The sequence below is a fragment of the Chryseobacterium limigenitum genome (assembly GCF_900114875.1).
Lineage (GTDB): Bacteria > Bacteroidota > Bacteroidia > Flavobacteriales > Weeksellaceae > Chryseobacterium > Chryseobacterium limigenitum.
On the sequence record NZ_FPKW01000001.1, the window covers coordinates 109,856 to 135,338 of the forward strand.

The following is a 25,483-nucleotide window of genomic DNA, read 5'->3' on the forward strand; positions in this document are numbered from 1 at the left end:
TAATGATTTTTTAATAATTATTGTCAAGAATTATTAATATTTCGATAATATTTTTTATTTTAGCTAAATAACATTAAAAAAATCACATGAAATTGAAAATTAACTCTTTAATTCTGGGCTGTGTACTTTCCTGCTCAGCATTAGCGGCGCAGGAATCGTCTTTGGAAGCTCCGGCTAAAAGGTGGCTTAGTGAAAATTCCAGAAGTTTGGGGATCCAAAATTTTAGTCAGCTTAAATTAAATTTCGTTAAGAAAGGAAGTGCAGGGGAAACATTGCGTTTTCAGCAGATGATTAAAGATGTACCGGTTTTCCAATCAGAAATCGTATTACATTTTAACAAAGACGGAAAAATAACGTATACTTCTACAGACAGCTTTAAAAAAGATATTAAAGATATCAGTACAAATCCTTCTTTGGCTGCGTCGGAAGCTCTTCAGAAGGCTCATACAGCATCAAAAACTAAAGGAGAAATTACCTTTGAAGAAAATAAATTATTAGTCTATCTTACAGAAAGCGGGGAAACTAAACTGGTTTACAGAGTTCTTACCAACTCTCACGATAATCCTGGAAGCTGGGAAACAATCATAGACGCACAAAACGGAAACGTACTGAGCGTAAAAGATATTGCAAATTATCATCACGATAAAAATGAAGCGCCAAAACCAGCAAAAAAAAATCAAAAAAAAGAAATAAACACTAAAAAAGTTTTAGTATCTGGTTCAGGATATATTTTCAATCCAGATCCGCTTTCTAAAATGCAGGTTGCCTATGCAGGTCAGTATGTTGATAACAATGATGCTACCAATGCGAGTTTAGATGCAGCAAGAACTTTAGTTACAATCCCAGAATTGGATTTCACAGGTGGCGTTTATAAATTAAAAGGGTCATATGCAGAGATCAAAGACCTGGAAACACCTTCTACAGGACTTTTTACCCAGGCAACCAATCAATTCTTATTTAATAGAAATGATCAGGCATTTGAAGCAGTAAATGCATATTGGCATGTTGATAACAGCTTGCGTTACATCAATCAAACATTAAATATTGCCTGTATACCATTAACTAATGCTGGAATATTATGGTACGATCCGCATGGATTGGACGGAGATGATAATTCTTATTACAGTAATGGAATGTTGGTTTTCGGAGAAGGAGGTGTGGATGATGCTGAAGATGCAGATGTTGTTTTGCATGAATTAGGACACGGAATCCACGATTGGCTAACCAACGGAAGTTTATCTCAGGTTCAGGGATTAAGCGAAGGTTGCGGAGATTACTGGGCGCAGTCGTACAGCAGAAGTTTAAATCAGTGGCCTTCATCAGCACCAGCCTATAACTGGATGTTCAGCTGGGATGGTCACAATGAATATTGGTCAGGAAGAATCACAAATTACACTGTTTTGTATCCGGGATCAGGAGCGATTCATACAAGAGGTCAAATCTGGGCTTCTGCATTGATGAGAATATATGATAAAATCGGGAAAGCAAAAACCGACAGAGCCTTTTTAGAAGGATTATCCATGACAGATTCAAGTACAAATCAGCAAAATGCGGCTATCGCTGTAAGACAGGCTGCTATTGATATGTTGGGAACTTTCGGATATACTTGTGGAGATATTACTATAATGACGCAAGAATTTACTGCTGCTGGATATGTTTTGCCGGCTTACAATTGCCAGTTAAGTGTTGATGATGTTTCTAAAAAGGAAATAATTGCTGTTTATCCAAACCCTGTTACTGATATATTGAATATTTCATTGAAAGTAAACAAAGAGGAAAAAGTGGAAATTTACAATATGGAAGGAAGAAAAGTGTTGGAAACTACCATTAATAATGGTAAAAATACAATCAATGTTTCTCATCTTCAGACAGGAGACTATATTTTAAATATAAAAGGAATAGAATTATCTACTAAATTTATCAAAAAATAAGACATAAAAAGTTGACTTAAAATCCGGTGTTTACGCATCGGATTTTTTTATTGGATAAATTCCATACCCATTATTTTATTTGCATTCAACTAAAATAGTATATTTGTAAAAACTATATAGAAACTAAAAGAATGCTTGTAATAGGAATTGCGGGAGGTACAGGATCCGGCAAAACTACAGTTGTAGATAAGATACTTCAACAGCTTGATATCGAAGGAATGAACATCCTTTCTCAGGATAATTATTATCATGATAACCATAATTTAACGCTTACAGAAAGAGAAGCCTTAAATTATGATCATCCAAAGTCGATAGATTTTGAATTGATGCTGAAACACGTAAAAGCTTTAAAGAATAATGAGCCAATAGAACAGCCTATTTACAGCTTTGTGACGCATTCCAGAACCGGAGATCACGTAACTGTAGAACCTAAAAATGTATTGGTCGTAGAAGGAATTCTGGTACTTACGAATAAAGAATTATTGAAGGAGTTTGATCTGAAGGTATTTGTTCATGCAGATTCTGATGAAAGGCTGATCAGGAGGATCAGGAGAGATACACAGGAGAGGGGAAGAGATCTGAGCGAGGTTTTACACCGTTACCAGACTACTTTAAAGCCGATGCATCAGGAATTTATTGAGCCTTCAAAAAATGAAGCAGATCTTATTATCCCGAACATGAAGCAAAATTCCGTAGCGATTGATTTTCTGACTACCGTCATCAAAAACTCGTTAAGAAAACACTAAAATGGAAGAAAATAAACTTATTAAAGAAATTAAACCAAAGTCGGAGACATTCATATTTATTAAAAATTATGTTTTAAATAAATATGTACTTACGATCTGCCTGTTCTTGGTTTGGATGGTTTTCTTTGATAAAACTTCATTTCTTGTTATTAATGAACTCAATGGCGAGATCAATAAATATGAAGAACAATTAGAATATTATAAAACGGAATATGAAAAAAATGATACGTTTTATAAGAAACTAATGAACAATAAATCGGAAAAAGAAAAATACGCAAGAGAAAATTATTTTATGAAAAAACCGAATGAAGAGATTTTTATTCTGGTTGTCGACAGCACAAATGTTGCTAAAAAATAATTTAAAAGTGAATGGTGAACAGTCAATTCGCTTGGCTTGTCAATTAAAAAATTCACTTGCAAAGCAAAATTCACCATTAACATTTCACAAATAATCCATAATCAATGTCAAATACAGAGACTTTTCCAAACTGGGAAAATTTAGTAAAGAAGCAGCTTAAAACAGAAGATATTTACACCATCCTTAAAAAAGAAAATTTAGAAGGAATTGATGTGAAGCCTTTCTATAATTCGGTTCATAAACCTTTAGTAAACCTTCCAAAAGTTGAGGAAAGCACTCATTTGGTGGCAAAGTATCATGAAAGCTTAGAAGATGATGTTTTCGCGTTTATATTAGATCATAATGTTGAAAATCTTGAGGAGAAAACAATTTTCATTAATAATAAAGATTTAGCGGAACATATCAGTCCCGCAGATAACGATCAGTATTTTTCGTTGATTGATATTTTTGATGAAAAAAATGGAGTTATTGATGATCAGCTGGCTAAAGAATTATTGGCCAAAGATTTCAAAAGAAATATTTGTGTTGATATTTCTCTTCATCAAAATGCCGGAGCCGCCATCTACCAGCAGTTAGGTATTGCTTTGGCAAAAGCAAAAGAGCTTGTAGAAGTTTACGGACAGGAAATCTTAAATAAATTAATCTTCAAAATAGCTGTGGGAGGAAATTATTTCTTCGAAACAGCAAAGTTAAGAGCTTTTAAATTGATCTTTAATCAATTTTCCAAAGAATACGGATTAGATGAAATTCCTTACATTTTTGTAGAAACTTCATTGAGAAATAAAGCAATTGTAGACAGCGAAAACAACCTTATCCGTTCTACATTGGAGCTTGCTTCTGCAATGATCGGTGGAGCAGATGCAGTCTATAGCACGAATTATGCTGTTGAAAAAAGCACGGAAAATTCTGAAGAAATATCTTTCAAACAACAAATTGTTTTAGCTTACGAAAGTATCATTAATGTTTTTGAAGATGCATCTAACGGAAGTTATTATGTTGAAGATATTACCCAGCAAATTGCAGAAAAATCTTGGGCATTTTTTGTTGAGATTGAAGAAGCCGGTGGCTATTTAGAGCTTTTAAAACAGGGAACTATTCAGAAAAAGATCTACGATCAGGCTGTTGAAGAGCAAAAATGGGTTGAAGAAGGTAAAATAAAAATAATTGGAGTTAATTTATATCCAAAATTAGACGTTAAAAAGTCTGTTGCTGAATTATATAACGAAAAAGAAATAAAAGCCGTTCGTTGGGCTGAAATGTTTGAATAATGAAAGAAAAACTGATCGATTTATTTGAATATACTTATCATTTCAACTGCGAAATGATTAAAATTATTTCAGAAAATATCTCGAAGATTGATGATAAGACAATCAGTTTGATCAATCATACTTTAAACGCTCAACAAGTCTGGAATTCAAGAATTTCAGGTGAAAAAGCTTTTGAGGTTTGGCAGATTAATCCTTTTGAAAATTTGCAGGAGATTAATCATCAAAACTTTCAAAACAGTATCCAAATTGTTGAAAATTCAGATTTTGACCAAAAAATTGAATACCAAAATTCAAAAGGGACAAAGTTTGAAAACAGTATTTTTGAAATGCTTTTTCAGGTGATCAATCATTCAACATATCACCGGGGACAAATCAATTCTTTATTAAAACAAACCGGAATTGAGCCTTTATTGACGGATTATATTTTTTATAAAAGATAAATTTTAAATAGATACTTCGACTTCGCTCAGCATGACAACGCTAAAAAATGACGTTTAGTATTAGAGATGTCATGCTGAGCGAAGTCGAAGCATCTCCATCAAAGAATCTTACGAATCTGTGGGGAATAAAAAGATATTAAACAAAGAAGTCCAAAACTACATCAATGCAAATCTAACCACAGATTTGCATTCATTACTATTAAAAAAATCTCCATTTCCTGAAGTTTCCATACAGGAAATTGTTCAACAAATCAAAGGAAAACAAGTCGCACAGAGAAAATTCCCGTTTTTATTAAAAGAAGGAATTATTTTCCCACCACAGCTTAATTTGGAGCAGTCATCCTCAGAAAAAACAGCTTTATATAAATCTGAAATTTTAAAAGGTAAGAAATTCATTGATCTAACAAGTGGTTTCGGCATCGATGCTTATTATCTATCTCAAAACTTTGATGATGTCACGCTTGTTGAACAAAATCCTGATCTTTTGGAGATTGTAGAACACAATTGGAACGTTTTAGAAAAGAAAGCGAAATTCATCAACCAAAAATTAGAAGATTTTATTATTGAAAATAAAGAAAATTTTGATGTTATTTATTTAGATCCTGCTAGAAGAGATAATAATAAAAACAAAGTCTTCTTATTGGAAGATCTTTCACCAAATATCTTAGAAATCCAGAAAAAATTGCTGTCAATTTCAAATGAAGTGGTCATAAAATTATCTCCATTGATCGATTTGAAATATTTAGTTTCTGTATTGCCGAATATTTTCAGAATTGAAATCATCGCTTTAAAAAATGATGTAAAAGAAGTGGTCGTTTTCTTATCAAATGAAAATTCAGGAAAGATTATTTGCAAATGTGTGAACTTAGAAAGCGAAGAATCTGACTTTGAATATCTGTTTGGAGATGAAGAAAATGCTCATTCTGAATATTCTGAGCCCGAAAATTTCATTTATATTCCAAATAATTCAATTTTAAAGGCTGGAATTTTTAATTTGATCTCAGAAAAATTTAAGCTAAAAAAGCTTCATCCGAATAGTCATTTCTATACTTCTGATGAAAAAATAAATGATTTTCCGGGAAGAATTTTTGAAATGAAAGTTATTGATAGTAAGGAAGTTAAGAAGAAAGAGCAATTTAATATCATCTCAAAAAACTATCCGCTAAAACCGGAAGAACTCAAAAAGAAATACGGACTAAAAGACGGCGGTGAAAGCTACCTTATTTTTACACAATCCAAAAAAGGTAAAATTATTTTAAAATCAATATAAAAATGTTGCCGAAAAAAGCAAGATTTCTTAATTTTGGGCAATCAAAAATTTAGGCATGAGAAAATTAATTATATGTTTAGCTATTGCAACTGTAGCTGTAAGCTGTAAAAAAATACAAGCTGGAGGAAATAAGAATATCATTAAACTTGAAGAAGGTACGGAAAGATATTCTGATGATCACCAGGGAGGTGGTGAAGGTCATGGGCATGAGGCAGCAGCTGGTCATGGTTCTAAACATGCTGAAAAGAAAGCTCAGGTTTCTATTGATTTGAATGGTACAGCGCTAAAAGGTTTTGCTAACGGAATGGAAGATAGCATAATTAAATATCTAAAGTCTGGACAGTACGCATCAGCTACCGAAGATGGATTGAAAAATACTTGGTACAATTTTGATAATGTAAATTTCAAAACAGGATCTGCCAATCAATTGGAAGCGGGTTCTCATGAGCAATTGGATAATTTAGCTAAAATTTTAAAGGCTTATCCGGATGCAAAAATTAAAATAGGAGGGTACACAGATAAAACAGGTGATGAAGCTAAAAACTTAAAATTATCTCAGGATAGAGCTAATTTTATCAAAGGTGAGCTTTCTAAATCTGGTGTTACCGGACAAATTATATCTGCTGAAGGGTACGGAAGCCAGTTTGCACATGTAGATGCAAAGGCGTCTGATGCTGAGAGAGCTTCTGACAGAAAAATGGCTGTTAGATTTACAAAATAGTAATTTATAATAAAGAAAATATGAATGTCCTGCAGAAATGCGGGACATTTTTTTTGAAGCTTATCCCGCTTTCCGCACTCGCTATTTTCAGAGTTTCGGCGGCGGCAAAGCCGCCGCCGAAACTCTGAAAATGAGCTCAGACAAATGCTGCAATCGGGGCTAGGACTGTAGTCGTTTCTTCAATTTATCACACCAAAATAATGGTAATCAGGCTTAATAAATCAGTATAATAATAAACCTGAGGAAAATTATCTGTTTTTGTTTGCTCCTGCAGGGCATTTTTTTTACTTTTAGCAAAACAAATTTTTACAATGCAAGAGACATTAAATTACATTAACGAAAACAAACAGCGTTTCGTAGATGAATTATTTGAGTTACTGAGAATTCCTTCTATTTCTGCTGATCCTGCGTATAAAGATGACGTATTGAAATGCGCGGAAGTTGTTGCAGAACACCTTAAAAATGCTGGTGCGGATAATGTTGAAATATGCCAGACAAAAGGCTATCCTATCGTTTTTGGACAGAAAATTTTAGATAAAAACTTGCCAACAGTTTTAGTTTACGGACATTATGATGTTCAGCCTGCTGATCCGCTGGAACTTTGGACAAAACCACCGTTCGAGCCTTATATCGAGAAAACAGAACTTCACCCGGACGGAGCAATCTTCGCAAGAGGTTCTGCAGATGATAAAGGGCAGTTTTTCATGCATTTAAAGGCTTTTGAAGCCATGATGAAAACAAATTCTCTTCCTTGTAATGTTAAATTTATTTTAGAAGGTGAGGAGGAAGTAGGTTCTGTGAGCTTAGGAGATTTCGTAAACGAAAACAAAGAAAAATTATCTTGCGACTGTATTTTAATTTCGGATACTCATATTTATAGCAACGAACAACCGACTGTTACAACAGGTTTAAGAGGTTTAAGCTATGTTGAAGTTGAAATTGAAGGCCCAAACAGAGATCTGCACTCAGGACTTTACGGAGGAGCGGTTCCCAACCCGATTCACGTACTTTCTAGAATGATCGCTAAATTGATCGACGAAGACGGACAGATCATGATTGACGGTTTTTATGACAATGTAGAAGACGTTTCAGACGAAGACAGAGCTGATATGAATAAATTGAAGGATAATCCTGAAGAATTTAAAAAATCGATCGGATTAGAAGGCGTAGAAGGCGAAAAAGGCTATACCATATTGGAAAGAACTTCTATCCGTCCTACATTAGACTGCAACGGAATTTGGGGTGGTTACACGGGAGAAGGTGCAAAAACAGTTATCCCTTCAAAAGCTTCTGCTAAAATCTCAATGCGTTTGGTTCCTTACCAAACTCCGGAAGAAATCACAGAAAAATTCACGAAATATTTCAATAAAATCGCTCCGGATAATGTAAGAGTAAAAGTAACTCCGCATCATGGAGGAATGCCTTATGTTTTACCAACTGATACCAAAGAATTTGCAGCGGCAAAAAAAGCAATGGAATCATCATTTGGAAAAGAAGTTCTTCCGTACAGAGGTGGAGGAAGTATTCCAATTACAGCAATGTTTGAGCAGGTTTTGGGAGCTAAATCTGTGTTGATGGGATTCGGATTAGATTCTGATGCGATCCATTCTCCAAACGAGCATTACGGATTATTCAATTTCTATAAAGGGATTGAAAGTATTCCGTTATTTTTTGAAAATTATTCAAAATAAAAAATAATAGGATAAATTATTATAAATCTGACTCTAAAAAAGGCTGACCGAAATGGTTAGCTTTTTTTGTTGTCTCAATTTTCAATAATTAAAAAAAAACAATATATTTTTCTATTGACACATTGCTAGTCTGGTACATTGTTACATTAAGCTGGCTTCCCGGATAACTTCTTTATTTTTTATGAAAATATTAAAAATAAAGAAAATTATTAAAGAATAGTATTATTTTTTCATTATTTATTGCCATAATTCATGTTTTCTTGAATTAAATATTTGTTTTTACTTTTCTAACACATAATTTTATAAATGTGATAAGATAAAACCTCTTTGGTTTGATCATGTCGCTCTGGAATTTTTTATAATCTAAATAATAATCTTAAAAAATGAATCTTATGAAAAGAAAATTTCTACTTTTTACAGCATTAATAAGCACTGCTTTACTGATTAATGCACAAACCACAATTTTTAATGAAACTTTTGAATCTGTAATTGAGCCTAATCTGCCTACGAGCTGGTCAAAGGTAGACATTGATGGAAATGGAACCTCGTGGGCAGCAGGTGACAGTACATATGATACCAATCCTATGGGATTTTCGGGAAATACTGCTGTGGCAATCTTTCAAACAAACGATTCTAATAATCTTTTGATATCCCCTGCGATCAGCCTGCCTGCAAGTGGCTCTTTATCATTGTCTTATCTTATCGGTGCTTGGACTTATAATGGTTTTTTGGCAATTGACAATTATTATGCGGTGTATGTATTGCCTGCATCCAGTATTTTTACAGGAACAGAAATCCCGGTTTTTGAGGAAACATTTTCTGTAGGGGATATTGCTTTGCCAAGAACTGTAAATCTTTCTGCCTATGCGGGCCAGAATGTGAAACTATATTTCAGACAGACCAGCAAACTTTACAGAGCAATAGCTGTATTGGATAATGTAAAAATAACCCAGGGTACTTTAGGAACTTCAGAAGTTTCTGATAAAAATGAAATTGGTATTTACCCAAATCCCGCAACAGATTTCTTAACAATTAAATCAAAATCAAAAATAGATAAAGTTGAAATTTTTGATGGTGCAGGAAGAAAATTAAGTATAGAATTAAATGATAATAAAATTGATGTAAGAAGTCTTCAATCCGGAAATTATGTGTTAAAGATCGGAACGAAAGACGGTATAAAGACAGAGAAATTTATCAGGAAATAATTTTAATGATAAATCTTAGGTTTATTAAATGCTCCGTTTGGGGCGTTTTTGTTATTTTTAAGAACTTAAATCCAGAATTTTATGTTAGAAAATAAAGTTGCATATATAACAGGCGGAACCAAAGGTATAGGTTTCGGTATCGCAAAAATTTTACTTGAAAACGGTATTTCGGTAGCGTTTTCGGGAAGAAAAAAAGAAGATGTAGAAAAAGCGGAGCAGGAATTAAAAAAATATTCTGAAAATGTTTTAGGGATTGTTTCTGATGTAAAACTTCTTGAAAATGAAGAAGAAGCTGTAAAACAAATAGTTGAAAAATTCGGAAGACTGGATTTTGTGGTCGCTAACGCAGGATTAGGAATCTTCAAACCGGTTGACGAATTATCTGCCGAAGAATGGAACGACATGATAGAAACCAATCTTACAGGAGTTTTCTACACATTAAAAGCCTCTGTTGAAGAATTAAAGAAGTCTGAAGGCTATTATATTACCATCTCAAGCTTGGCTGGAGCCAATTTCTTCGAAAGCGGAACAGGTTACAATGCGTCAAAATTCGGTGTCGTTGGCTTTACTCAGGCTGCAATGATTGATCTAAGAAAATATAATATCAAATCAACCGTAATAATGCCGGGTTCCGTAGCTACAAATTTCAACGGAAATATACCTTCCGAAAAAGACGAATGGAAAATCCAGCCCGATGATATGGGAAATCTTGTTTTGGATATTTTAAAAATGAATCCACGCGTTTTACCTAGCAAGATAGAGTTTAGGGCAACAAAACCAGCCAAGTAAATACATCTAATGCTTTGAATAATAAATTAATAAGTATTATGCATGCATAATATATTTTTTATTTATATTAGCAAAAATTAATTAAAACAAAATCTCTGCATAAAGCGCCAAGTTTTATGCTGTAAAAAAGGGAAACAATAAAATAGTACACATGAAAATATTAGTTTGTATTAGTAGTGTTCCGGATACTACTTCCAAAATTAACTTCACAGCAGATAAATCTGCATTCGACAAAAATGGTATTCAGTGGGTTATCAATCCATTAGACGAATTTGCGTTGACAAAAGCGGTTAAACTTCAGGAGTCTCAAGGAGCTACTGTAACAGTGATCAATGTAGGAGATACTACTACGGAACCGGTAATCAGAAAAGCTTTGGCAATCGGTGCAAATGATGCGGTAAGAGTAAATCTTGATCCAAAAGACAGCTTCTCAACAGCTAAAGAAATTGCTGCTGTTGCTCAAAATGGGGGTTATGATTTAATCCTTTGCGGTAAAGAATCTATCGATTATAATGGTGGTTCTGTTCCGGGAATGGTTGCTCAGTTGTTGAATCAGCCTTTCGTAAATGCATCTGTAGGTTTAGACGTAAACGGAGCTGAAGCTACTGCAGTAAGAGAAATTGAAGGAGGTAAAGAAACTATTTCTGTGAAGTTACCTGCTGTAATTGCTGGTCAGAAAGGATTAGTAGATGAAAAAGATCTGATCATTCCAAACATGAGAGGGATTATGTCTGCAAGAACTAAGCCTTTGCAGGTTGTAGAGCCTACTTCTTCAGAAGTGAAAGTTCAGGGAGTTTCTTATGACAGTGTTCCTCCAAGAGCTGCTGTAAAGATCGTTTCTCCTGATAATTTAGATGAGTTGGTAAGATTACTTCACGAAGAAGCTAAAGTTATCTAAAAGCTGTAAGCTGGAGGTCAGAAGGCGGAAGTTTAATCCACTTTAATCTTTATAATCATTAAATTTTTTAATCTTTTAATTTAAAAAAAATGGCAGTATTCGTATACGCAGAAAATATAAACGGAGTTTACAAGAAAGCGGCTTTTGAGGCGGTTTCTTATGCTAAAGCTGTTGCAGATCAGGCTGGAGATACCGTTACAGCGATCTCTGTAAACCCTACAGATTCTTCAGATTTATTATATAAATATGGAGCATCAAATGTTATCAATATTAAAGACGAAGGTCTTAAAAGCTTCTCAGCTAAAGCATATGCTCAGGCTGTAAGTGAAGTTGCAAACGGAAACATCATCGTTTTCCCTCATACTACAGATGCCTCTTCAGTTGCTCCAATGCTGGCAGTAATGAATGGACATTCGTTAATTACCAATGTTTTGGATGCTCCAGAAAGTCTTTCTCCATTTCAGGTGAAAAGAAGAGCTTTCTCTGGAAAAGGATTCATGCATGCAAAAGCAGAAGGAACAGGAGTAATTATTACAGTTTCTCAAAATGCTTTCGGTGTTAAAGAAAATGCAGTATCAGGTTCTGAAGAAGTGAAAAACTTATCAGTAGCAAACGAAGATACTAAAGTGATCTCTCACGAGCAAAGTTCTGGAAAACTAGATCTTAAAGAAGCTGAAGTTGTAGTTTCTGCAGGTAGAGGTATGAAAGGTCCTGAAAACTGGGGAATGATCGAAGAATTAGCAAACGTTTTAGGCGCTGCTACAGCTTGTTCTAAGCCAGTTTCCGACATCGGTTGGAGACCTCACACAGAACACGTTGGACAGACTGGTAAAGCAATTTCACCTAATCTTTACATTGCAGTTGGTATTTCGGGAGCTATTCAGCATTTAGCTGGAGTTAACTCTTCTAAAACTATCGTTGTAATCAACAGTGATCCTGAAGCTCCGTTCTTCAAATCAGCTGATTACGGTGTAGTAGGAGATGCTTTCCAGATTATTCCTGCATTAACTGAAAAGATTAAAGCAATCAAAGGATAAGAAAGTGAATGGTGAATTTTGCTTCGCAAGTCAATAGTGAATTTTTAAAATTGACAACGAAGTGAATTGACATTTGACTATTCACATTCAAATAAATACAATAAAAGCTCGGCTTCCGGGCTTTTATTTTTGTCTAAAAAGTAAATCCTACAATAAAAAATTAATTTATATTTGTAGTTATGGATTATAAACAGCTAATTATTCGCGGAATATCGTACAGCCAGACCCAATCAGGGGCGTACGCTTTGTTATTGGAACATGAAGAAACACACATAAAATTACCTGTTGTTATAGGAAATTTCGAGGCACAATCCATTTCTCTTGGTCTGGAGAAAGACATACATCCGCCTCGTCCTCTTACACACGATTTATTCACCAAATTTATAGTTTCTACTAATTATGAATTGATCTCTGTGATCATTTATCAGATCGTAGACGGCGTTTTCTTTTCAAATATTAATTTTAAAAATAAAGTTAATGATGAAGAATTGATTCTTGATGCCAGAACTTCTGATGCTGTTGCAATGGCAGTAAGATTTGATGCTCCTATTTTTACCACTCAACAAGTTTTAAATGAAGCAGGAATTCTTCTTGAACTTGAAGATGTGGCTAAAGAAGAACAGCCATTTTCTGAAACCGTTCAGTCGGAAGACAACTTAATATCTCTTTCTATGGAGGAGCTTCAGAAATTATTGGATGAAGCCGTAAAAGAAGAAGATTATGACACCGCTTTGGAGATCCAGGAGGAGATCAAAAGAAGGAAAAAGAAAATTGACTAAAAGAGATATTTTACACTAACTATGAATTTAAAACTACGACTTACCATCCTTAGCTTTCTGCAGTTTTTTGTCTGGGGAGCATGGCTAATTACGATGGCTAATTTCTGGTTCGGTACAAAACATTGGGACGGAACGCAGTTTGGGGCTGTTTTCGGAACAATGGGAATCGCTTCTATTTTTATGCCGACCCTTACGGGAATTATTGCCGACAGATGGGTGAATGCAGAACGAATTTTTTCCGTTTTACAAATCCTTTACGGGATTACACTTTTTATTTTACCACATACAGAGACTCCCAGTTCTTTTTACTTGATAATGCTTGTTGCGATGTGTTTTTATATGCCGACAATCGCTCTTGCAAACTCTATTTCTTATACTGTTTTGAAGAATAGCAATCTGGATGTTGTTAAAGATTTCCCCCCGATCCGTGTTTGGGGTACAATTGGTTTTATTGTGGCTATGTGGGTTACCAATCTTACAGGAAATAAGGCCACAGAAGGACAATTTTATATTGGAGGAATTGCAGCCATTATTTTGGGAATTTACGCATTGACTTTACCGAAATGTCCGCCACAGAAATTAATAGATAAAAGTACATCTATATTTGAACAATTAGGTCTGAATGCATTTAAGCTGTTTGCTAATTACAAAATGGCTTTATTCTTTGGCTTCTCTATGCTTTTGGGAGCTGCATTGCAGTTAACAAATGCTTATGGAGACGTATTTTTGAGTGAGTTTTCTCATTTTCCAAAATATGCAGATTCTTTTGTAGTTCAGAGATCCACCATTGTAATGTCTATTTCTCAGGTTTCTGAGACGTTATTTATTTTGGCGATTCCTTTCTTTTTAAAGAGATACGGAATCAAAAAAGTAATGTTGATTTCAATGTTTGCCTGGGTATTAAGATTCGGATTTTTCGCATATGGAACTCCGGAAGGATATGGTGTATCATTAATCGTTTTATCTTGTATTGTTTACGGGATGGCTTTCGATTTCTTTAATATTTCGGGATCACTTTTCGTTGAAACGACGACAGATAAAAAAATTCGTTCTTCTGCGCAGGGTTTATTTATGATGATGACAAATGGTTTCGGAGCGTATTTCGGAAGTAATATTGCAGGTTGGGCAATTGATAAATTCTTCACCCATAAATTTGTAAATGCTACTGAATTATCAACTTATCTGGATACAACACCGAACAATCCTACCTTTCTTGAGATTCTTAAAAATACATTCAATTCAGCTGTAAATGCAGATGGAACTTTATCTTCTGCGGTAATGCTAAGAGACTGGACAAATATTTGGCTGGCTTTTGCAGCTTATGCGTTGGTTTTAGCTGTTTTGTTTGCTATTTTATTCAGACATGAACATAAACCTGAAGACGTTTCTGTTGTAAAGCATTAATTTATTTCATTGATTATTAAGATATTAAATTGCACTTTTGAAAAAAAAGTGCAATTTTTTTGTTTTCAGGCAACCTTTTACAGTTTTTGCCGTCTTATAAATAGAAACTGATACATGAAGCATTTAGAAGAGAGTTTTATTTTAGCTAAAAAGAAGGATCGGAAAGGGCAGAAAGCTCTTTACGAAATGTTTTCGGCTAAAATGCTCGCCATTGCAAATTCTTACACCAATAATCTTCATGATGCGGAAGATGTTTTGCTCAATTCATTTATGAAGTGTTTTTCTAAACTTGATGAATGCAGAGACTGGAAAAGTTTTCCTTTTTGGCTAAGGAAAATTGTTGTGAATGATTCAATAAGTTTTGTTCGGAAAAATAAAAATATCATGTACGTTGATATAGAAATTGGTGATGATTACATGGATGATGATTTTGAAGATAAACTTGATGGAATTAATATTGAAGAAATATTTTCTCAAATGCCAACCGGATATAGATTGATTTTTAATCTTTATGTATTTGAAGAGAAAAGGCATCAGGAAATTGCAGAGATTCTCAATATTTCGGAAGGAACGAGCAAAAGCCAGTTAAGTAAAGCTAAAAAATGGCTTACTGATTATTTAAAAGCAAAAGAAAATGAAAAAAGAAATACTGAAACAGTTAAAATCTGATTACGAAAAGCTCGAAATAAAGCCTTCCGCAGATCTTTGGGATAGATTAGAGCTGGAAACAGAAAAAACGCCTCATTCGCTTGCTAAAAGATCTTTTCAATTGTTGAAATATGCAGCTGTTATATTGTTTTTATTTACAGTAGGAGGCTTGTTTTATTTTAATTCAAATCATATTGAAAAAGATAATATTGTTGCAAAAATTAATCATTCAACAAAACCGAAACAACTAAAACCGGAAGTCGAAACTATTAATTCAAATATAGATCAGCCTGAAAATAATGTAGTTGCTTCTAATGAAAATAAAATAGACGAAACCGAATCTGAATCTGAAGAGAAAATAGAATTTGTTCTACAATCTTTACCATCATACTCAGATCATCATGCTTTAGCTAAAGAAGAGGAGAAAACAATTACTGTAAATTCTCCTGTTGAAACCTTGGTGAGCAAAGAAGTAAATCAGCCTGAAAAAACTTTAATCGCTGAAAGGAAAAAGGCCAATTACATAAAAGCTGAGGATTTGCTTTTGGGAAGAGAATTCGATAAAACCCGCGAAGAATATCAGGATGAAAAAGGAAAGTTTGGCGTCTTGGATGCTACAAAAATTAAATTTAAAAGTCCAAATTCTTTAAAATTATTAGGAGTAACCGTCTTCTCCGTCTGCCTGGATATTGAATAGATCTTTAAGATTTCAACTAAGAATATACTGTTCATAAAAACGAACAGGAGTAAAATATTGTCTAAAAATTAATCTAAAAATATGAAAACCAAAATTGCTCTGATGGCTGCCGTAATGGCATTTTCTTACAGCTTTGCTCAGGAAAATCCACAATTGGTATCTTACTCCCAAAAGATCGACAGTATTGTAGTTTCCGAAAAATCAAAAATGGATGTGGAACTTGATGCAGTTGATAAAAGCTTTAAAGAAAAGAAGATTTCTTCCGAAGAAAAGCAAAATCAAAGAGACGAAATTGTCTCAAAATATCAAAAAAGTATCAACGAAAAAGTAGATGCACAACAGTCAGAACTGGAAAATGCAACCAAAGAAATGGTGAAAAATGCTGTTTTAGGAAGAAAAGACAGTGTAATTTGGACTAAAAATGAGATGCAGCTGGGCACATCCGGAATGAGGATGAAATTTAACAAAAAGAACAAAACGATGAAAGATTACCTGCATTCATGGCAACTTTCAGTGAGCTTAACGGGAGCAAATCTTACCTCAAAAGATGAACCTTTTAAGTTCTTTAATCAGGGTTCTGATGTGAAAAATACGATCATTAACTCTGTAAATTCAACGTTGAGGTACGAAAATCAGTTGGGAGGGTTTACAAGTCCGTTTTTCTATCGTGTCGGTTTAGGCTTTCGTTCAGACAGATTTGCGCCTAAATATGGTAAAGTTTTCGCACAGGAAAGTCAAAAACTTGTTATCGAAGATTTCACAAGAGGCGATTTGAAAACTACCTACTTAAATAACTCTTATATAATGATTCCCTTAGATGTAAGATTTGTATTAAATCCCCAATATAAGGTTGTAGACGGCGTGAAATATCTTGACAACAGGAAAAGTCAGTTTTCACTTGTGGCAGGTGTTTATGGCGGTACAAGATTGTTCAGTACAATTTATAACAGATTTTCAAATGAAGATTCCAGAAGAATTGTGGAGAGAGAGAGAGTAAAACAAGGCGTAAACAATTTTATTTTTGGTGGAAAATTGGGTGTGGGTTATGGTGGATTTAATTTGTTTATTCAAAAAGATTTTACCCCTGCATTTAATAACGATGCCATGCTGAAGAAGAAATATGGTTTACAAATAGGCATTGAAATTGCGAATGTTGATTTTTAATTAAATAATAAAATAATGTTTTTGTTGTGAAATATCTAAAATTATAATATTTATTTTGATACTAACAAATGTTTGTATGCAAATAATTTGTTTTTAAAACACACTGATATAAAGTGTGTTTTTTTTTGTATTTTGGCACTTTAAGAATTATGAAAAATATTCAGTTATTAGGATTGTTATTGGTGGTTGTGGGGAGTTTTTTACCCTTGGTCCATGTTCCGGTTATTGGTAATTGGAATTACTGGAAACTAGACCATTTTCTGGCCATTGCATGTTGGATTCTTTCTGCCTGCGCTCTTTTCGGAATCGTGAATAATAGTGCGAAAATCGTAAGAAGTTTTGCGGTTCTTTTAATCGTTTTATTCATCCTAAGTTTGATCGCTGTTAAAGTTCAGTCTTTAGATTATTTCAGCTTTTTGCCGTTTAAATCATGGAGAGAAACTTTTGCCGGAGTCGTAAAACTAAAGTGGGGTTGGGCAATTGAATTTTTAGGCGCTTTCCTAATGATTTTTGCAAAAAATAATAAAGTTAAATAACACACAGATATGAAGTACATAAAAACAATTTCCCTTGCAGTATTATTTTTGGGTGTTTCCCAGATTAATGCTCAGAAAAAAACAACTAATGATATCAAGAAAAAAGAAACCGTACAGCAAAAGCCTGTAGATAATCCTACTAAGTGTAGTAATATAAAGGAAGGAACATTTTTACGCATTAATTATCCCGAAAATCTTTGGTATATGACCGTAAAAGATAATGTTCAGACTGAATTTTATAATGATGGAAAAGATCATATAAAATCAAGTATGGTTTTTGTGGATGACTGTAATTACAAACTGATTGTACTTGAAAAAACTCAAGAAAGCAATCCTATTAAAGTAGGAGATGTTTTTAGTAATAAAGTAATTGCAACAATGGATAATTACATTAAAATTCAGTCTAAAGTTGATAACAATCAATTTGATTTGGTCTTAATAAAGGCAAAAACAAAATAACCGAAAAGGGTTAAGAAAAATTTAAAATAGAAAAAATAAAGATATACACATGAAAGAAGTATTCATCGTTTCCGCAGTAAGAACACCAATGGGTAGTTTTTTAGGAAGTTTATCAGCTGTTCCTGCTACCAAGTTAGGATCGATTGCTGTAAAAGGAGCATTAGATAAAATTAGCCTTGATCCTAAAAACGTTCAGGAAATCTACATGGGTAACGTATTACAGGCGGGCGAAGGGCAGGCTCCGGCTCGCCAGGTTGCTTTAGGAGCAGGACTTTCAAATGAAACGATCGCTACAACGATCAATAAAGTTTGTGCTTCAGGAATGAAAGCTGTAAGTATGGCTGCACAGGCTATTAAAGCAGGTGATGCAGACGTAATTGTTGCAGGAGGTATGGAAAACATGTCTTCAGTTCCTCATTATTACAATGCAAGAAATGCTACAAAATTAGGAGACGTTAAAATGTTGGACGGAATGGTTCTGGACGGTCTTACAGACGTTTACAACAAAGTTCATATGGGAGTTTGTGCTGAAAAATGTGCAACGGACTATAGCATTACAAGAGAAGAACAGGATAATTTTGCGATAGAATCTTATAAAAGATCTGCAAAAGCTTGGAGCGAAGGGAAATTTGCTGAAGAAGTTGTTCCGGTTTCTATTCCTCAAAGAAAAGGAGATCCTATTATTTTCGCTGAAGATGAAGAATATAAAGCAGTAAATTTTGACAGACTTCCAACACTTCCAACAGTATTCAAAAAAGAAGAAGGAACAGTAACTGCAGCCAATGCATCTACTTTAAATGACGGCGCTTCTGCATTGATCCTTGTTTCTAAAGAAAAAATGGAAGAATTAGGTCTTAAGCCTTTAGCTAGAATCGTTTCTTATGCTGATGCTGCTCATGAGCCTGAAAACTTTACAACAGCACCTTCAAAAGCTTTACCCATTGCTCTTAAAAAAGCTGGTTTAACGCTTGAAGACATTGATTTCTTTGAATTTAACGAAGCTTTCTCTGTGGTAGGTTTGGCAAACAACAAAATTTTAGGATTAGATGCTGCTAAAGTAAACGTGAACGGTGGGGCGGTAGCTTTAGGACATCCACTTGGAAGTTCAGGTTCCAGAATTATTGTTACTTTGATTAATGTTTTAAAGCAAAACAATGCAAAATATGGTGCTGCAGCGATCTGTAATGGAGGCGGTGGTGCATCTGCAATTGTTATTGAGAATTTATAATACTTTTTAAAGTATATTTACAACCATTAAGGATTTGATAATTTTTTTAAATTGTTATCAATTTCTTAATGGTTTTTTTATTTTTGCTAAATTAATAATTATTATAAATGTCTGAAACAGGGAAGCAACCAACACAAAATATAAAGAATAATCCAAAGATTATGAAAGCCTGGGCGGTCTATGACTGGGCCAATTCTGTTTATTCTTTGGTCATTACATCTACCATTTTTCCAATTTACTACTCAATTCTTACCACAGCGTATGAAAAAAAGGAATATGTGGCGGAAACCAAAACCTGGATCGATGTCCCGGTAAGGCATTTAATTAAAATCTTCGGGAAAGAATATCAGCCGGATGCGGTTTACGGATATTCATTAACGATATCTTTCTTTATTGTAGTTTTATTATCTCCGTTTTTGTCTTCTTTAGCAGATACAATTGGTAATAAAAAATCATTTTTACAGTTTTTCTGTTACTTGGGGGCAACTTCTTGTATGGGACTGGCGATGTTTACGGGAATGCATAATGTCTTTTTGGGATTGCTTTTCAGTATAACAGCGAGTGTAGGATTCTGGGGAAGTTTGGTGTTTTACAACTCGTTTTTACCGGATATTGCGACGCGGGATAAACAGGATGCGCTTTCCGCAAGAGGGTATGTTTACGGATATATCGGTTCTGTAGTTTTAGTAATTTTGTGTTTGGTATTGATTCAGGTTTTTGCTAAAGGTGCTGCACAACAGTTATTATTTACTAGAATCAGCTTCTTATTGACGGGGGCTTGGTGGTTTGGATTTTCTCAATATACTTTTAAGCATCTGCCTCAATTTGGTGATGTTAAAGAAAAACTGCCTAAAGATTTGGTTTTATTGAACTATAAAAATATTTTCAAAAAGCATGAAGATCAAGGAGGTTTCTTTGAAGTATTTAAAGACAATATCAGTTTTTATAAAGACATTGCAAAAGAAAGTTTTCATGAACTTTTCAAAGCTGGAAACTTATTATTTAAAGATAGAAACCTAAAATTCTTCCTTTCAAGTTTCTTTTTCTACAGTGTCGGAATGCAGACGATTTTCCTAATGGCAACATTATTTGGGAAGAGTGAAATAAATCTTGCGCAGGATAAACTGATCGGTACTCTGTTGGTTATTCAGATTGAAGCAATTATCGGGGCCGTTATATTTTCAAGATTATCAAGAAAAATAGGAAACAGAAATGTAATCTCGATTGCCATTGTTTTATGGATTGTAGCTTGTTTATGGGCGTTTTTCCTCAATAAAGAAAACCCTACTGTTGAATATCAATTCTACGGAGTTGCTGCTGTTGTAGGTTTGGTAATGGGAGGTCTTCAGGCAATGTCGAGGTCTACTTATTCAAAACTTTTACCGGAAAATTCAATGGAAAATACAACGTTTTTCAGCTTCTATGATGTGTTAGAAAAATTGGCCATTATTTTAGGAACTTTCATCTTTGCAACATTAATAGAACATTTTAATAATATGCGTATCGCTGCACTTTCTATGACCATATTTTTTGCAATAGGGCTTATTCTGATCCGTTTTATGAAAGTGAAAATGATGAAAGAAAGAGATACATTGTAAATTAATAAAAAAATAAAACTGTGATCACGATTTCTTCTAAAGAAGGTTTAAAATCATATAAAATGTACGATGAAGCGGGAAGGTTGGTAAGTTCTGCAAGTTCATTAAAAGGGAATAAAACAGAGATAAGCCTCTCAACAATGCAAACAGGAAATTATATAGTTTCCATAGAAACTGAAAAGCAAACCATAACCAAGAAATTAATAAAGCAATAATTTTTGAATAATTAATAATAAAAGCCTGAAATATTCAGGCTTTTTTGCTAACTTTAAGATATTAAATATGGTTTTTAAGATTTAATTAAATACTAAGAATCAATTTTCTGTTAAAATAAGTTATAATTCGGCGTGGATTTTGCTTATACTGAGCAGAATAATTTTAACTTTGCAAAAAAGATTTATTATATAATGACAAACCCTTTATTTTACGCAAAAATTCTTTTGTTCGGGGAATACGGAATCATTGAAGATTCCCAAGGTTTGACATTACCTTATAGTTTCTATAAAGGTACCCTCAAGTTCTCAGCATTAGATTCCGATTTTGAAAAGAAATCTAATGAACACCTTATAAAGTACGCAGAATATCTTCTGAATTTGGAGCTTCCAAAAAGTTTTGAAATCAATGTTTCAAAATTTAAGGAAGAAATTTCAAAAGGTTTATTCTTCGACAGTAATATTCCTCAAGGATATGGAATAGGGAGTTCAGGTGCTTTAGTCGCTGCTATTTTCGAGCGCTATTCAATTACAAAACGTAATCCTGAAAATATTTCTAAAGACGAACTTAAAAATTTAAGAAGCGTTTTTGGCTTGATGGAAAGCTATTTCCACGGAAAAAGCTCTGGAATTGATCCTCTTATCTGCTATATGAACCTTCCGATTTTGATCGAAAGCAAAGAAAGTGTAGATAAAGTAGCGATTCCTAGAAGTCAGGAAGGTAAAGGAGCAATTTTCTTGATCGATTCAGGAATGACTGGTGAAACCGGACCAATGGTTCAGATTTTCTTTGAAAAAATGAAGACCGAAGGTTTCCGTAAAACGTTAAAAGAGGAGTTTATCCGCTACAATAATGCTTGTATCGAGGCTTTCCTTAAAAAAGATATGAATCCTTTTTTTAGAAATTTAAAGAAACTTTCTCATTGGGCATACGAACATTTCCGCCCGATGATTCCTGAAAGTATTTTTAATGTCTGGAAAAAAGGGTTGGATTCAAATGCTTATTATTTAAAACTTTGCGGAAGCGGAGGTGGAGGTTATATTCTGGGTTTCACTAAAGACTACGAAAAGGCTGAAAAAATGCTTGATGGCTTCCATAAAGAAGTGATTTACAGGTTTTAATTGTATTGGGAATGAATTCTGAAAAAGAAAATTTCCAACAGAAAAACTTTGTCCAAAAATCTCTATTTTACAGATTTTCACAATTCGTGGGCTTTCTTTTGGGTGCACGATTCTTTGTAGCTATTCTGCTCACTTTTGCGCTGTATGTTTCTACCTTTTTCCTGTTTAATCAGGATGAAAGTTTCAGGAAATTTGTCTTTGATTTTAAAGTTCACGGCATTATTTTCTGTACAGTTTTAACCATTTTAGCGGGTGGAATTATCAACCAGTTCTATGATTTTGAAAAAGATCATATCGTAAAACCTTTCAGAACGAGAATTCAAAGCTTCATAAAACAGAAGTATTTTCTTTACGCTTACTTGTTTTTAAGCCTAATTTCGTTAGGAGTTGCATGGACAATTTCGCATAATGTCTTTGTTTTTTTTGTAGTTTATCAATTTTTCATGTGGTTTTACAGCCATAAATTAAGCCGGATTTTAATATTAAATAATCTCACTTTTGTAAGCCTTACGCTTTATCCTTTTTTCGGAATGATGGTCTATTATGAGACTTTTTCAAAGAAGGTTTTGCTAATGGCAATTTTTCTTTTTTTGATGCTTTTATGCATTGATATTGTAAAAGACACGCTTACAAAAAGTGTAGATAAAGCCTTTGGATATACTACAATTCCCAATTATTTTACGACCAGAACAACAAAAGGAATCATTATTTCTTTGCTGGTTATTACAATGGCTGTTTCCATGAAACTGATTCTCAGAACAGGAATTTCAGGATTTATGGCCTATTATTTTTCTTGCGGGTTATTTATTTTCATCTTTTGTATTTATTTGCTTTTAAATTCTTCTAGGAAAAGTAATTTTTTGACAATCAATATATTAAGACTTTGGGTTTTTGTAGGAATCATTGCGATGCTTCTGAATGGAATTGAAGGTAAAATATAGAAGAAAATGTTGGAAAAAGATTAAGGTTATCCTTACCTTTGCAAAACTAAATTTAATAAAAAGGAATGCCCATTTTTAACGATACTAAAGTTGCATTTGCAGATAAATCTGATGCACAGTTAAGAAAAGCGTACTGGATGTTCAAAATGATTGAACAGCCCGCTCTTACAAGTCTTGGAACTTCTATCCTTAATTTCACTGTTCATAATAATTTCCCTTTCGTTACCGGAATTGTAAAAAACACTTTGTTTGATCAGTTTTGTGGTGGTGAAACGCGTGAAGAAAGTATGAAAGCAGTGAAACAGCTCTTCAAAAGAGGGGTTGGAAGTATTTTTGATTACTCGATTGAAGGCAAAGAAGATGAAGAAACATTTGACGCTGTTTGCAAAGAAATTAAAGATATCGTAAGGTTTTCTGTAGGAAATCCTGCGATTCCTTTTATCGTTTTTAAGCCTACTGCTTTCGGTAGAATTGATCTTTACGAAGCTGTTGGAAAGAATGCAGAGCTTACTTCAAGCCAAAAAGAAGAGTGGGAAAGAGTTGTAAAAAGATTCGATGAAGTATGTAAACTTTGCCACGAACACGACAAAAAAGTAATGGTAGATGCCGAGGAAACCTGGATGCAGGACGCAGCAGATCACTTGTGTGAAGAGATGATGGAGAAATACAATCAGGAGAAACCTATTGTTTGGAATACGATCCAAATGTATAGAACCGGCAGATTGGAATACATGGAACAGAATCTTCAGAGAGCCAGAGAAAAGAATTATTTCATTGGATATAAGATCGTTCGTGGAGCTTATATGGAGAAGGAAAGAGCGAGAGCGGCAGAAAAAGGATATGCAGATCCGATCCAGCCAAATAAAGATGCTTCTGATAAAAATTACAACGCAGGAATTGATTTTGTAATGAATCATTTGGATAAAGTTTCGGCTTTTTTTGGGACTCATAACGAGGTCTCCTCCGAATTAGTAATGGATAAAATGAAGGCTAAATCTCTTGAAAACGGCAATCCCCACGTGTATTTCGGACAGCTTTACGGAATGAGTGATAACATTACGTTCTATTTGTCTGATAAAGGCTATAATGCCGCAAAATATCTTCCATACGGACCTGTAAAAGATGTTGTTCCTTATCTTACCAGAAGAGCTAGAGAAAACACTTCTGTGGCAGGGCAAACGGGACGAGAATTAGGTCTTATTCAGAAAGAATTGGACAGAAGAAAGAACAAGTAATCTCTATTTATCTTTAAAAATATAAATACCTCGCATTTTTTGCAAGGTATTTTTTTTGTTTATGGTTTGAATTGATAATATGTATTAAATAATTTACTATGCTGATTATATAATATTAAAATAAAAGTTTTATTGTAAAGTTTGTAAATTTTTTGTAATTTAGTTGAGCAACATGAAAAAAGCAATAAAATGAATGCTTCATTTTAATCTAAATAGCTGAAAAATATAAAGCTTTAGCTTTAGTTTTCTTCTTCAAATATTTTTTTGCCTGATCATTTTCTTTGATCAGGCTTTTTTATGGCTCAAAACTTTCAAATTTTCCGTTTTCGTAGAAGAGGACAATACGTTTTATCTTATTAGATTGATTTCCAGTCACTTGATCGAGTATTTGCTGATTAGATTTTTCTAATCGCTGAGAATCGAATATTTTCTCCTGAGGTGTACTTTGATGTGGTATAAAAGATTCCTGAGGCCTCTCATTGGGAAGTTCAATTTCTGTTTCATCGGCTCCAAAATCATCGTCATTATTCATCATCGTAAACAGATCGGGAAGTGAAGTAGGTTTAGCTTTATCTTCGTCTATTTCCAATTCTAAATCTTCTAAATCGTTCGTTTCAGGCAATTCGGATTTCAGCATTTCGCCATCGCCATTTACCAACCAGTCCCATAAAATCTCAGGGAATCTGGATTTTATTTTTATAATAAATTCTAACGAAGGTTTATTTCTTCCCGAAGTAACATGAGAAATAGAAGATCGCTGTACATCGATCTCATCCGCAAATTCAGAAGGCGTCAATTTTGAATACTCTATAACTTTGGAAATTCTTTCATTTAAACTCATAAAATAAGCTTTTAATCACTTTACAAATGTAAAGATAGTATTTACAATTGCAAAATACAAATGTAAATCAAAATAAAGTTATTGACAATACATTTGTAAATTAACGTATTCAGCTAAATATCAAATATTTACATTATGGATAAAATTAAATCGTAAATTTTATTTAACATTTTATCCGCAAAATTCATTTTCTGTGATTTTATCTAAAGTTACAGATGAAATAAACCGATTATTGATCATTTTAACATTGTAGAAGTCATTAAAT

Annotated in this window: 26 protein-coding genes; 25 read left to right on the forward strand and 1 reads right to left on the reverse strand. The window is 33.7% G+C overall.

Features of this window, described 5'->3' with window-relative positions:
* The first annotated feature begins 86 nt into the window (after nt 1-86).
* The 25 genes from BT156_RS00510 (at nt 87) to BT156_RS00630 (ending at nt 24,377) form a co-directional block, all read left to right on the forward strand.
* The gene (locus BT156_RS00510) at nt 87-1,931 is read left to right on the forward strand and encodes a T9SS type A sorting domain-containing protein (protein WP_072406160.1); all 1,845 of its coding nucleotides are present in this window, start codon (nt 87-89) and stop codon (nt 1,929-1,931) included.
* A gap of 131 nt (nt 1,932-2,062) precedes the next feature.
* Nucleotides 2,063-2,677, forward strand: a complete 615-nt coding sequence (gene udk, locus BT156_RS00515) for a uridine kinase (protein ID WP_072406162.1) — start codon at nt 2,063-2,065, stop codon at nt 2,675-2,677.
* A gap of 1 nt (nt 2,678) precedes the next feature.
* Nucleotides 2,679-3,035: an FtsB family cell division protein gene (locus BT156_RS00520; RefSeq protein ID WP_072406164.1), complete on the forward strand. Its 357-nt coding sequence runs from the start codon at nt 2,679-2,681 to the stop codon at nt 3,033-3,035.
* A gap of 104 nt (nt 3,036-3,139) precedes the next feature.
* Nucleotides 3,140-4,303, forward strand: a complete 1,164-nt coding sequence (locus BT156_RS00525) for a methylmalonyl-CoA mutase family protein (protein ID WP_072406166.1) — start codon at nt 3,140-3,142, stop codon at nt 4,301-4,303.
* Nucleotides 4,303-4,743, forward strand: coding sequence for a DinB family protein (locus BT156_RS00530; protein WP_072406168.1), 441 nt, complete (start codon nt 4,303-4,305; stop codon nt 4,741-4,743). The genes BT156_RS00525 and BT156_RS00530 overlap by 1 nt, the downstream gene beginning before the upstream one ends.
* 118 nt (nt 4,744-4,861) lie before the next feature.
* Entirely contained in the window at nt 4,862-6,013 is a 1,152-nt protein-coding gene (locus BT156_RS00535; protein ID WP_072406170.1) for a class I SAM-dependent methyltransferase, read from the forward strand.
* A gap of 55 nt (nt 6,014-6,068) precedes the next feature.
* On the forward strand, nt 6,069-6,734 hold the full coding sequence (locus BT156_RS00540) for an OmpA family protein (RefSeq protein ID WP_072406172.1): 666 nt from the start codon (nt 6,069-6,071) through the stop codon (nt 6,732-6,734).
* 311 nt (nt 6,735-7,045) lie between these two features.
* Nucleotides 7,046-8,425 (forward strand): dipeptidase, encoded by a 1,380-nt coding sequence (locus BT156_RS00545; protein ID WP_072406174.1) that lies wholly within the window; start codon nt 7,046-7,048, stop codon nt 8,423-8,425.
* Nucleotides 8,426-8,817: 392 nt separating this feature from the next.
* Complete coding sequence (locus BT156_RS00550; RefSeq protein WP_170857255.1) at nt 8,818-9,630, forward strand: T9SS-dependent choice-of-anchor J family protein; 813 nt, start codon at nt 8,818-8,820, stop codon at nt 9,628-9,630.
* An 81-nt stretch (nt 9,631-9,711) separates the two neighbouring features.
* Nucleotides 9,712-10,419, forward strand: coding sequence for an SDR family oxidoreductase (locus BT156_RS00555; RefSeq protein ID WP_072406177.1), 708 nt, complete (start codon nt 9,712-9,714; stop codon nt 10,417-10,419).
* Between the two features lie 151 nt (nt 10,420-10,570).
* Nucleotides 10,571-11,317 (forward strand): electron transfer flavoprotein subunit beta/FixA family protein, encoded by a 747-nt coding sequence (locus BT156_RS00560; protein ID WP_072406179.1) that lies wholly within the window; start codon nt 10,571-10,573, stop codon nt 11,315-11,317.
* Between the two features lie 89 nt (nt 11,318-11,406).
* Nucleotides 11,407-12,354, forward strand: a complete 948-nt coding sequence (locus BT156_RS00565) for an electron transfer flavoprotein subunit alpha/FixB family protein (protein ID WP_072406181.1) — start codon at nt 11,407-11,409, stop codon at nt 12,352-12,354.
* Nucleotides 12,355-12,533: 179 nt separating this feature from the next.
* Nucleotides 12,534-13,133 carry a bifunctional nuclease family protein gene (locus BT156_RS00570; RefSeq protein WP_072406183.1) on the forward strand — a complete coding sequence of 200 codons (600 nt, stop codon included), beginning with the start codon at nt 12,534-12,536 and terminating at the stop codon, nt 13,131-13,133.
* 21 nt (nt 13,134-13,154) lie between these two features.
* Complete coding sequence (locus BT156_RS00575; protein ID WP_072406185.1) at nt 13,155-14,537, forward strand: nucleoside permease; 1,383 nt, start codon at nt 13,155-13,157, stop codon at nt 14,535-14,537.
* A gap of 114 nt (nt 14,538-14,651) precedes the next feature.
* A complete protein-coding gene (locus tag BT156_RS00580) occupies nt 14,652-15,206 on the forward strand; it encodes an RNA polymerase sigma factor (RefSeq protein ID WP_072406187.1) in 555 nt (184 codons plus the stop codon).
* A complete protein-coding gene (locus BT156_RS00585; RefSeq protein WP_072406188.1) occupies nt 15,172-15,882 on the forward strand; it encodes a hypothetical protein in 711 nt (236 codons plus the stop codon). Before BT156_RS00580 ends, BT156_RS00585 begins: the two co-directional genes overlap by 35 nt.
* A gap of 81 nt (nt 15,883-15,963) precedes the next feature.
* Nucleotides 15,964-17,046 carry a hypothetical protein gene (locus BT156_RS00590; RefSeq protein ID WP_072406190.1) on the forward strand — a complete coding sequence of 361 codons (1,083 nt, stop codon included), beginning with the start codon at nt 15,964-15,966 and terminating at the stop codon, nt 17,044-17,046.
* Between the two features lie 149 nt (nt 17,047-17,195).
* On the forward strand, nt 17,196-17,582 hold the full coding sequence (locus tag BT156_RS00595; protein WP_072406192.1) for a hypothetical protein: 387 nt from the start codon (nt 17,196-17,198) through the stop codon (nt 17,580-17,582).
* Between the two features lie 9 nt (nt 17,583-17,591).
* Nucleotides 17,592-18,041, forward strand: a complete 450-nt coding sequence (locus BT156_RS00600; RefSeq protein ID WP_072406194.1) for a hypothetical protein — start codon at nt 17,592-17,594, stop codon at nt 18,039-18,041.
* A gap of 49 nt (nt 18,042-18,090) precedes the next feature.
* On the forward strand, nt 18,091-19,269 hold the full coding sequence (locus tag BT156_RS00605; protein ID WP_072406196.1) for an acetyl-CoA C-acyltransferase: 1,179 nt from the start codon (nt 18,091-18,093) through the stop codon (nt 19,267-19,269).
* Between the two features lie 107 nt (nt 19,270-19,376).
* Nucleotides 19,377-20,867: an MFS transporter gene (locus tag BT156_RS00610; protein ID WP_072406198.1), complete on the forward strand. Its 1,491-nt coding sequence runs from the start codon at nt 19,377-19,379 to the stop codon at nt 20,865-20,867.
* 20 nt (nt 20,868-20,887) lie between these two features.
* Nucleotides 20,888-21,082 (forward strand): T9SS type A sorting domain-containing protein, encoded by a 195-nt coding sequence (locus tag BT156_RS00615; protein ID WP_228429908.1) that lies wholly within the window; start codon nt 20,888-20,890, stop codon nt 21,080-21,082.
* A gap of 192 nt (nt 21,083-21,274) precedes the next feature.
* Nucleotides 21,275-22,201 (forward strand): mevalonate kinase family protein, encoded by a 927-nt coding sequence (locus BT156_RS00620; protein WP_072406200.1) that lies wholly within the window; start codon nt 21,275-21,277, stop codon nt 22,199-22,201.
* An 11-nt stretch (nt 22,202-22,212) separates the two neighbouring features.
* A complete protein-coding gene (locus tag BT156_RS00625; RefSeq protein WP_072406202.1) occupies nt 22,213-23,142 on the forward strand; it encodes a UbiA family prenyltransferase in 930 nt (309 codons plus the stop codon).
* 65 nt (nt 23,143-23,207) lie between these two features.
* Nucleotides 23,208-24,377: a proline dehydrogenase family protein gene (locus BT156_RS00630; RefSeq protein WP_072406204.1), complete on the forward strand. Its 1,170-nt coding sequence runs from the start codon at nt 23,208-23,210 to the stop codon at nt 24,375-24,377.
* Nucleotides 24,378-24,672: 295 nt separating this feature from the next.
* Here the strand turns inward: BT156_RS00630 and BT156_RS00635 are convergent, their stop codons facing one another.
* Nucleotides 24,673-25,218 (reverse strand): helix-turn-helix domain-containing protein, encoded by a 546-nt coding sequence (locus BT156_RS00635; protein ID WP_072406206.1) that lies wholly within the window; start codon nt 25,216-25,218, stop codon nt 24,673-24,675.
* Nucleotides 25,219-25,483: the final 265 nt, after the last annotated feature.

Bases quoted from the DNA above. Each gene is read 5' to 3' on its own strand.
- BT156_RS00510 (WP_072406160.1), top strand. From the start codon at position 87: ATGAAATTGAAAATTAACTCTTTAATTCTGGGCTGTGTACTTTCCTGC.
- udk (WP_072406162.1), top strand. From the start codon at position 2,063: ATGCTTGTAATAGGAATTGCGGGAGGTACAGGATCCGGCAAAACTACA.
- BT156_RS00520 (WP_072406164.1), top strand. From the start codon at position 2,679: ATGGAAGAAAATAAACTTATTAAAGAAATTAAACCAAAGTCGGAGACA.
- BT156_RS00525 (WP_072406166.1), top strand. From the start codon at position 3,140: ATGTCAAATACAGAGACTTTTCCAAACTGGGAAAATTTAGTAAAGAAG.
- BT156_RS00530 (WP_072406168.1), top strand. From the start codon at position 4,303: ATGAAAGAAAAACTGATCGATTTATTTGAATATACTTATCATTTCAAC.
- BT156_RS00540 (WP_072406172.1), top strand. From the start codon at position 6,069: ATGAGAAAATTAATTATATGTTTAGCTATTGCAACTGTAGCTGTAAGC.
- BT156_RS00545 (WP_072406174.1), top strand. From the start codon at position 7,046: ATGCAAGAGACATTAAATTACATTAACGAAAACAAACAGCGTTTCGTA.
- BT156_RS00550 (WP_170857255.1), top strand. From the start codon at position 8,818: ATGAAAAGAAAATTTCTACTTTTTACAGCATTAATAAGCACTGCTTTA.
- BT156_RS00555 (WP_072406177.1), top strand. From the start codon at position 9,712: ATGTTAGAAAATAAAGTTGCATATATAACAGGCGGAACCAAAGGTATA.
- BT156_RS00560 (WP_072406179.1), top strand. From the start codon at position 10,571: ATGAAAATATTAGTTTGTATTAGTAGTGTTCCGGATACTACTTCCAAA.
- BT156_RS00565 (WP_072406181.1), top strand. From the start codon at position 11,407: ATGGCAGTATTCGTATACGCAGAAAATATAAACGGAGTTTACAAGAAA.
- BT156_RS00570 (WP_072406183.1), top strand. From the start codon at position 12,534: ATGGATTATAAACAGCTAATTATTCGCGGAATATCGTACAGCCAGACC.
- BT156_RS00575 (WP_072406185.1), top strand. From the start codon at position 13,155: ATGAATTTAAAACTACGACTTACCATCCTTAGCTTTCTGCAGTTTTTT.
- BT156_RS00580 (WP_072406187.1), top strand. From the start codon at position 14,652: ATGAAGCATTTAGAAGAGAGTTTTATTTTAGCTAAAAAGAAGGATCGG.
- BT156_RS00585 (WP_072406188.1), top strand. From the start codon at position 15,172: ATGAAAAAAGAAATACTGAAACAGTTAAAATCTGATTACGAAAAGCTC.
- BT156_RS00590 (WP_072406190.1), top strand. From the start codon at position 15,964: ATGAAAACCAAAATTGCTCTGATGGCTGCCGTAATGGCATTTTCTTAC.
- BT156_RS00595 (WP_072406192.1), top strand. From the start codon at position 17,196: ATGAAAAATATTCAGTTATTAGGATTGTTATTGGTGGTTGTGGGGAGT.
- BT156_RS00600 (WP_072406194.1), top strand. From the start codon at position 17,592: ATGAAGTACATAAAAACAATTTCCCTTGCAGTATTATTTTTGGGTGTT.
- BT156_RS00605 (WP_072406196.1), top strand. From the start codon at position 18,091: ATGAAAGAAGTATTCATCGTTTCCGCAGTAAGAACACCAATGGGTAGT.
- BT156_RS00610 (WP_072406198.1), top strand. From the start codon at position 19,377: ATGTCTGAAACAGGGAAGCAACCAACACAAAATATAAAGAATAATCCA.
- BT156_RS00620 (WP_072406200.1), top strand. From the start codon at position 21,275: ATGACAAACCCTTTATTTTACGCAAAAATTCTTTTGTTCGGGGAATAC.
- BT156_RS00625 (WP_072406202.1), top strand. From the start codon at position 22,213: ATGAATTCTGAAAAAGAAAATTTCCAACAGAAAAACTTTGTCCAAAAA.
- BT156_RS00630 (WP_072406204.1), top strand. From the start codon at position 23,208: ATGCCCATTTTTAACGATACTAAAGTTGCATTTGCAGATAAATCTGAT.
- BT156_RS00635 (WP_072406206.1), bottom strand. From the start codon at position 25,218: ATGAGTTTAAATGAAAGAATTTCCAAAGTTATAGAGTATTCAAAATTG.